Genomic DNA, 6,158 nt, shown 5'->3' with positions numbered 1-6,158 from the left:
TCGCGCCAAGCACGAGGAGCCGCTGCGCTGGACGGCCCCGGACGTTCCCGTGACCGTGCACCTGGGTGAGATCGGCGTGGTCGGCGTGTGCGGGGAGCGGCGCCACGAGGTGGCGACCTGGTTGACGGCCCAGGCCGCGGTGCTGCACTCGCCGGCCGAGCTGCAGATGGTGCTCATAGTGGAGCCGGTGCGCGGCGAGCAGTCCGAGGCACGCTGGTCCTGGGCGAGGTGGCTGCCCCACCTGCGCAACCTTGAGGGCATGGGGGCCCGAGCCCGGGTCGGCCTGGACGATGAGACGGTGGGCCGGCGCATCAACGAGCTGGCGGACCTGGTGCAGCGACGCCTGGAGGCCTCCGAGAACCGCGGCCGCGGGCGCTCGGACGGTGAGCAGGTCCTGGTGGTGCTCGACGGCGGACACGCCCTGCGGCTGCGCCCGGGCCTCATCCCGGTGCTGCGACGCGGCCCCGAGGTGGGGGTGCGCCTGATCTGCATCGACCGGGAGCGCACAGCCCTGCCCGAGGAGTGCCGGGCCGTGGTGGCCACAGGGCCCGCCGCACCGTCTGTCTCCCAGACCGACGTGGAGGAGGTGGAGCGGGTCACCCTGGACATGGTGCCGGACGGGTGGTGCGAGCGGGTGGCCCGCGCCCTGGCCCCGGTCCACGACGTCTCCGCCGCCGGGGCGGACTCCACGATCCCCACGGCCTCGCGGCTGCTGGACGTGCTGCCCATGCCCGAGCCCGGGGCCGACGCGGTCCTGGCGGCCTGGCAGCGGTGCAGCCGCACGACGAAGGCGGTCATCGGGGAGGACGCCGAGGGGCAGTTCTGGCTGGACGTGCGCGCCGACGGTCCCCACGCCCTGGTGGCCGGGACGACCGGATCGGGTAAGTCAGAGCTGCTCCAGACGCTCATCGCCTCCCTGTGCGTGGGCAACACGCCCGAGGCCATGACCTTCGTGCTCGTGGACTACAAGGGCGGGGCGGCCTTCAAGGACTGTGCGCGCCTGCCGCACACGGTGGGGATGGTCACCGACCTCGACGGACACCTGACCTCCCGGGCCCTGGAGTCGCTGGGCGCCGAGCTGCGCCGGCGCGAGCACCAGCTGGCCGGGGCCGACGCCAAGGACATCGAGGACTACGTGGCCGCCATGGCCCCGGGGGACGAGCCGATGCCGCGGCTGATGATCATCATCGACGAGTTCGCGGCGCTGGTGTCCGAGCTGCCGGACTTCGTCACCGGCCTGGTGGACATCGCCCGGCGCGGGCGCTCGCTGGGGGTGCACCTGGTGCTGGCCACGCAGCGGCCCGCCGGCGTGGTCTCGGCGGAGATCAAGTCGAACACGAACCTGCGCATCGCCCTGCGGGTCACTGATGAGAACGACTCCCAGGACGTCATCGAGGCCTCCGCCTCCGCCTTCATCCCTCCATCGATCCCGGGGCGCGCCTACGCCCGACTGGGCCACGCGAGCCTGCGTCAGTTCCAGTCCTCCCGGGTGGGGGGACGGCCGCGGGGCGCCCTGCCCCGGGCGGCGCTGCGCTCGGCGACCCTGACCCTGGACGAGCTCTCCCGTCCGGAGGAGGCGCCCCCGGAGGTGGAGGAGGACGCCACGATCCCCACGGACCTGGCTACGCTCGTGGACGCCATGGGGGCCGCCTACCGGGCCATGGGCAAGGAGGATCCGCACAGCCCGTGGCTGCCGCCGCTGCCCGAGCTGCTGACCCTGAACGCGGTGGAGCAGCGGATGGGTGAGTCCGGGGGCGGGGAGCGCGCCGAGGGCTTTCTGCCGGCCCTGCCCCTGGGGCTGGAGGACCTGCCGGCCCAGCAGGAGCAGAGGCCCATGACCTGGGACTTCACGCGTTCCGGGCACCTGGGTATCGCCGGGGCCCCCAGGACGGGGCGCTCCAGCGTCCTGCGGGGGATCGCGGTGGCGGTGGCGCACTCGGCGTCGGCCGCGGAGGTTCACATGTACGGGATCGACGCCGGCAACGGGGCGCTGCTGCCGTGCCTGGCGCTGCCGCACGTGGGGGCGGTGGTAACCCGCGACCAGCCGGACCGGGTCCGGCGCCTGCTGGTCCTGCTGGGCCGGGAGGTGGCGCGCCGCCAGCAGCTGCTGGCCACCGAGGGCTTCGCCTCACTGTCCGAGCAGCGGGCCAAGGCGCCCGAGCCGAAGCGGCTGCCCTACCTGGTGCTGCTGATCGACCGGTGGGACAACTTCCTGGCCACCTTCGAGAACGTCGACGGCGGGGCCATCATCGAGAGCGTGGAGAGCCTCATGCGCGAGGGGCCCGCCGTGGGTCTGCGTGTGGTGGTGGCCGGGGACCGGACGGTGTTCCGGAGCCGGTTCGGGATGCTGTTGGAGGACCGGTTGCTGCTGCGGATGCCGTCCCCGGACGACTTCGACCTGGTGGGCATGAGGGCGCGTGAGGTGCCGCTGTCCATGCCGCAGGGCCGGGCCTTCCGCAGCGGGCCCAGGCCCCGTGAGGTGCAGCTGGCGCTTCTGACGGATGATGTTGACGGCACCGCCCAGGTGGAGGCGATCCATGAGGCGGGCCGGCTCAGCCGCGAGAAGTGGGGGGAGATTCCCCGGGAGCTGTCCGCCGGCCACGTGGACGAGCTGCCGGTGGCGATCTCCGCGGAGAAGGCCCTTGAGCTCGGGCCGCCGTTGGCGCCGGGGAGCATCTCCCTGGCCGTGGGCGGCGACGACCTGGGGCTCATCCCGGTGTCCATGGAGGAGATCGGTAACGGGGTGCTCGTGGCTGGGCCGCGGCGCTCCGGGCGTTCGACGGCGCTCATGTTCGGTGCGCAGCGGGCGCTGGATGGTGGGACGCGCGTGGTGCTGGTGCTGCCGCGGCGCTCGCCGCTGATCGCCCTGGAGGGATGTGACGGGGTTCTGGGACGGCTGGGCCTGGAGTCCAAGCCCGATGACCTCAAGGCCCTTTTGCGGGAGGAGCCTGAGAACACGCTCATTGTTGTTGATGACTTCGAGATCATGGGGGGCGATCATGCGCTCGGGCCCGTGATTGAGGAGCACTTGAGGACATGCCGGGACGCGAACGGCGGTGTCCTGGTGGGGTGCGGGATCGATGAGGTGTCGGGCATGTACCGGGGTGTGGTGGCCCAGGTGCGTAAGACCCGCACGGGTCTGGTCCTGGCGCCCAGGTCCGCCGATGACGGGGCGCACCTGTCCGCGAGGCTGCCGCGCTCCATCGGAGGCCCGGTCCCCAAGGGACGGGGCGTCATGGTGACGACCGCCGGCTGGTCCTGGGTGCAGGTCCCGAAGGTCGATTGAAGGAGGAAAAGACGGGAGTCGGTCTGAAGAGATGTTGATGTGCAATGGTCAATGGAAGTAAAAAACGTGTAGTGAGGAGATGAGATGACTGGCGAAGAAGTGCCTCAGGATAAGGGGCCTGGGATTAAGAATCCTCGATTGGAGTTCTTGGAAGAACTGCGGAGAGAGGCAGAAAAACATTTCACTGAAGCCGGGGTCGTGGACGATGGCTTATGTCATGTGGATGGCACGGCGAAAGAATTTCAGTCGTCTGGTGGATGGGTGAACACTCCTGATACATGGACGTGTAAGTTGGCGGACTCGCACAATGATATTGTGAGAAGCAACGTGAATGCCGTGAGTGTTGCGTGTGGGCGTTTTCTGAGTGCTATCGATTCGGAGATCAGTAGCATTCACGCAAATGGTAAGGCTGAGGTTCACGAAGGTGATACCGATGCAACATGGAAACCGTGATGAGAGGAAGTAAAACATGGTAAGCGTTTATATGAATCCTGAAAATCTGGATCGAAAAATTGCCTCCCTTAAGAAGTTCGCTGAATCTGTGAAAGGACATAATGGTACTGTCAACGGCAAGTATAACAACGAGCCGATAGTATTTGGAGAAGATCATCTGAAGCCTATTCACACGGCGATCGATAGCGCTGCTGATGAAATAACGGCACATGTGAGTAAACTAACTGATTGCAAAACGACCATGGTGAATCTCAACAGTAATGGCGTGGCGTCTCATGACTTAGAAGGGGGGATTAGCATTGAAGTCCCTGACGACTCCGCCGGTTTGGAGACCACTGACAAGTTCCAAAAATGGGCTCAGGGCGCCACGGATGCTAATGATTTAACACATCCGGCTCCCGGTGGAAAAACTCCCAGTGGGAGAACATATGATGAAGTTGTTGAGTCGATGAAGGCCAATCAGGATGATTCGACGTACGCCAATTCGGTTGTCGATAAGGTTGGCCCTAAAAATTTCTCTAGGTTACCCGCGGGTGTGCATAACTACATGTCGTATGATTCAAGTAAAGAAAGTTATTTGGATGTAGAAAAGCGCTTCTCTCAACTGTTCGGTAGCGTTCTGGCGACTGCATCGCAGACGTGGGATAAAGACAAGAGCGAGAAAATGTCTCAAGCGATTACGTCTTCCGTTGCGCCGAAGGAAGGCAAGGATAATTGGCGCTATATGCGCTATATTAACGCCATGCTTGGGGGGCATGACTCGAATGGAGATCATGTTAATGATCTGAAATTTGGAAAAGATTTCCTTGTGTCGATGGGGGACAATTTAGAGGAGTTGCCATGGGATGAGATTCGTAAGTACTATGCGAATCCCGCAGACGAGTCTCAAAGAAATTTTCTTGGGGGATGGACGACGGATCACTGGTCATATGACCCGCTATCGGGAGTACTTGATGCCATGGGGAACAACCCTGATGCAGCGCTTGAATTTTTGTCGCCTTCTGACGGAAGCAATCCTGATAGATTTGAGAAACTGTCTAAGAGGGAGTGGGAACATGATGGTTTCTCCGGGTATACAGCTGCTCTGGCGGCAGCCTCCTCCAAGCGGGGTCCAGATTCATCTGATGAAGAGCGTGCCCGGGCGGACGCCTTGACGGGTAATGCGATTCATTCCTTGCGAGTTGGTTCGACGATGAGTTCTGAAGGTAAGCAGGACCTCTACTATAGGCCTGACACCAAGGCTCGGGTGGGTATGTTATTAGCGAATTGTGCGCCTGAGTTGGCCTCGGATTGGGGTGCCGCTGGTCCCGCGATGGATATGAGGACTGGTAAGGTGCTACCGGGTGTTGATGTCGGGAAAAGAGATCCGAAAAACAAACAAAAGACAGTACTGGGTGACTTTGATGTGCTCGCCTATCGGGTGGCGGATAGTCAAGATGCCGTTGCGACGATTAGTGCAGGTATCGGCGCTTATGCCAAGAGTGGTTCTCAGGAAGTCGTCTCGACTCGAGAAGGAGATAGGGAAGGTCAACTCGATGGAATAAAGGCGGTATATAGGTCCGGTGAGAAAGCTGTCGGCTACCTAGTTGGTATGTCTGATCAAAGGATAGAAGAAATAAATCGCGGTAGGAGCGAACATGATAAAGTGAAATCTGATGCGGCGAGTACTGCTGTAGGCCTTTTCTTCACTGCGGCTACTGTGGGATTGTCTTCCCTGAGCGGTCCTGTTGGGACTGCAATGGGGACAACTGCGGCGAAGTTGGCTACTCCGGCGGTTACGACTTTCCTGAAGCCGATCGTAGCGAGTGCGATCACAGGTGAAGGTGAGCAAAAGATTAGTCACCCAGGTTTGGAACCGCACGCGGAGATGCAGCTTTGTGCGATTCAGGATGCTGCTAACGCAGGGTTGCTGAACCCTAATACATTCGATCCAAAAATTGGTTTTAATGAGAACTGGAAAGTTGAGGATGAAAACGGAAAAATTGTGGGAAGTGACGGAAAGCGCTATAGGCTCGATTTTTCCAGAGCGAATAGTCCTGAGGATGTTAACGCCTGGATGGGGAGGAGCGAGTTTGCTGTAACTAATGATCCTAATATGCAGAAGATTCGGCAGGAGGCCGGACATTATGCTGACGGCAATCTTGAGGGGGCTGCGGCGGGCAGATTGGCGAACTGAATATTTTTACACTCTCGGGAGTTGTTGTCGGGTGATCGGTCCCATTTATTCCAGTCGCCTGGTGTTCTGCTAGATAGTTCAGCGCCGCGTCGATGAGGCTGTGGCGCTGGTCGTCGGGGCAACCGGCGCGCACCCAGCGCAGGCAGGCGTCGTTGAGGAAGCCGAGGTAGCCCCACAGGGCGAAGTCGTCGCGGTGGCCCCGGCTGCCGCCGACCACCTCGGCCAGGGCCGCCACCGCCGCCT

The 6,158-nt window shown here is 62.4% G+C and carries 3 protein-coding genes; all 3 read left to right on the top strand.

Annotation, left to right across the window (positions count from 1 at the left end):
- The coding region (locus RWR81_RS11890) for an FtsK/SpoIIIE domain-containing protein (protein ID WP_314457948.1) at positions 1–3,286 on the top strand (3,286 nt) is incomplete at its 5' end.
- Between the two features lie 84 nt (positions 3,287–3,370).
- Positions 3,371–3,739, top strand: a complete 369-nt coding sequence (locus RWR81_RS11885; protein ID WP_314457947.1) for a hypothetical protein — start codon at positions 3,371–3,373, stop codon at positions 3,737–3,739.
- A gap of 16 nt (positions 3,740–3,755) precedes the next feature.
- Entirely contained in the window at positions 3,756–5,915 is a 2,160-nt protein-coding gene (locus RWR81_RS11880; RefSeq protein ID WP_314457946.1) for a DUF6571 family protein, read from the top strand.
- The last annotated feature ends 243 nt before the right edge of the window (positions 5,916–6,158 follow it).

Origin of the sequence: uncultured Actinomyces sp. (assembly GCF_963526355.1) — a bacterium.
Classification (GTDB): domain Bacteria; phylum Actinomycetota; class Actinomycetes; order Actinomycetales; family Actinomycetaceae; genus Actinomyces.
The sequence above is the reverse complement of the archived record's forward strand: the minus strand, read 5'-3'. Positions and strand labels throughout refer to the sequence as shown.

Coding starts and splice junctions, on each gene's coding strand:
- RWR81_RS11885 (WP_314457947.1), top strand. CDS start 3,371: ATGACTGGCGAAGAAGTGCCTCAGGATAAGGGGCCTGGGATTAAGAAT.
- RWR81_RS11880 (WP_314457946.1), top strand. CDS start 3,756: ATGGTAAGCGTTTATATGAATCCTGAAAATCTGGATCGAAAAATTGCC.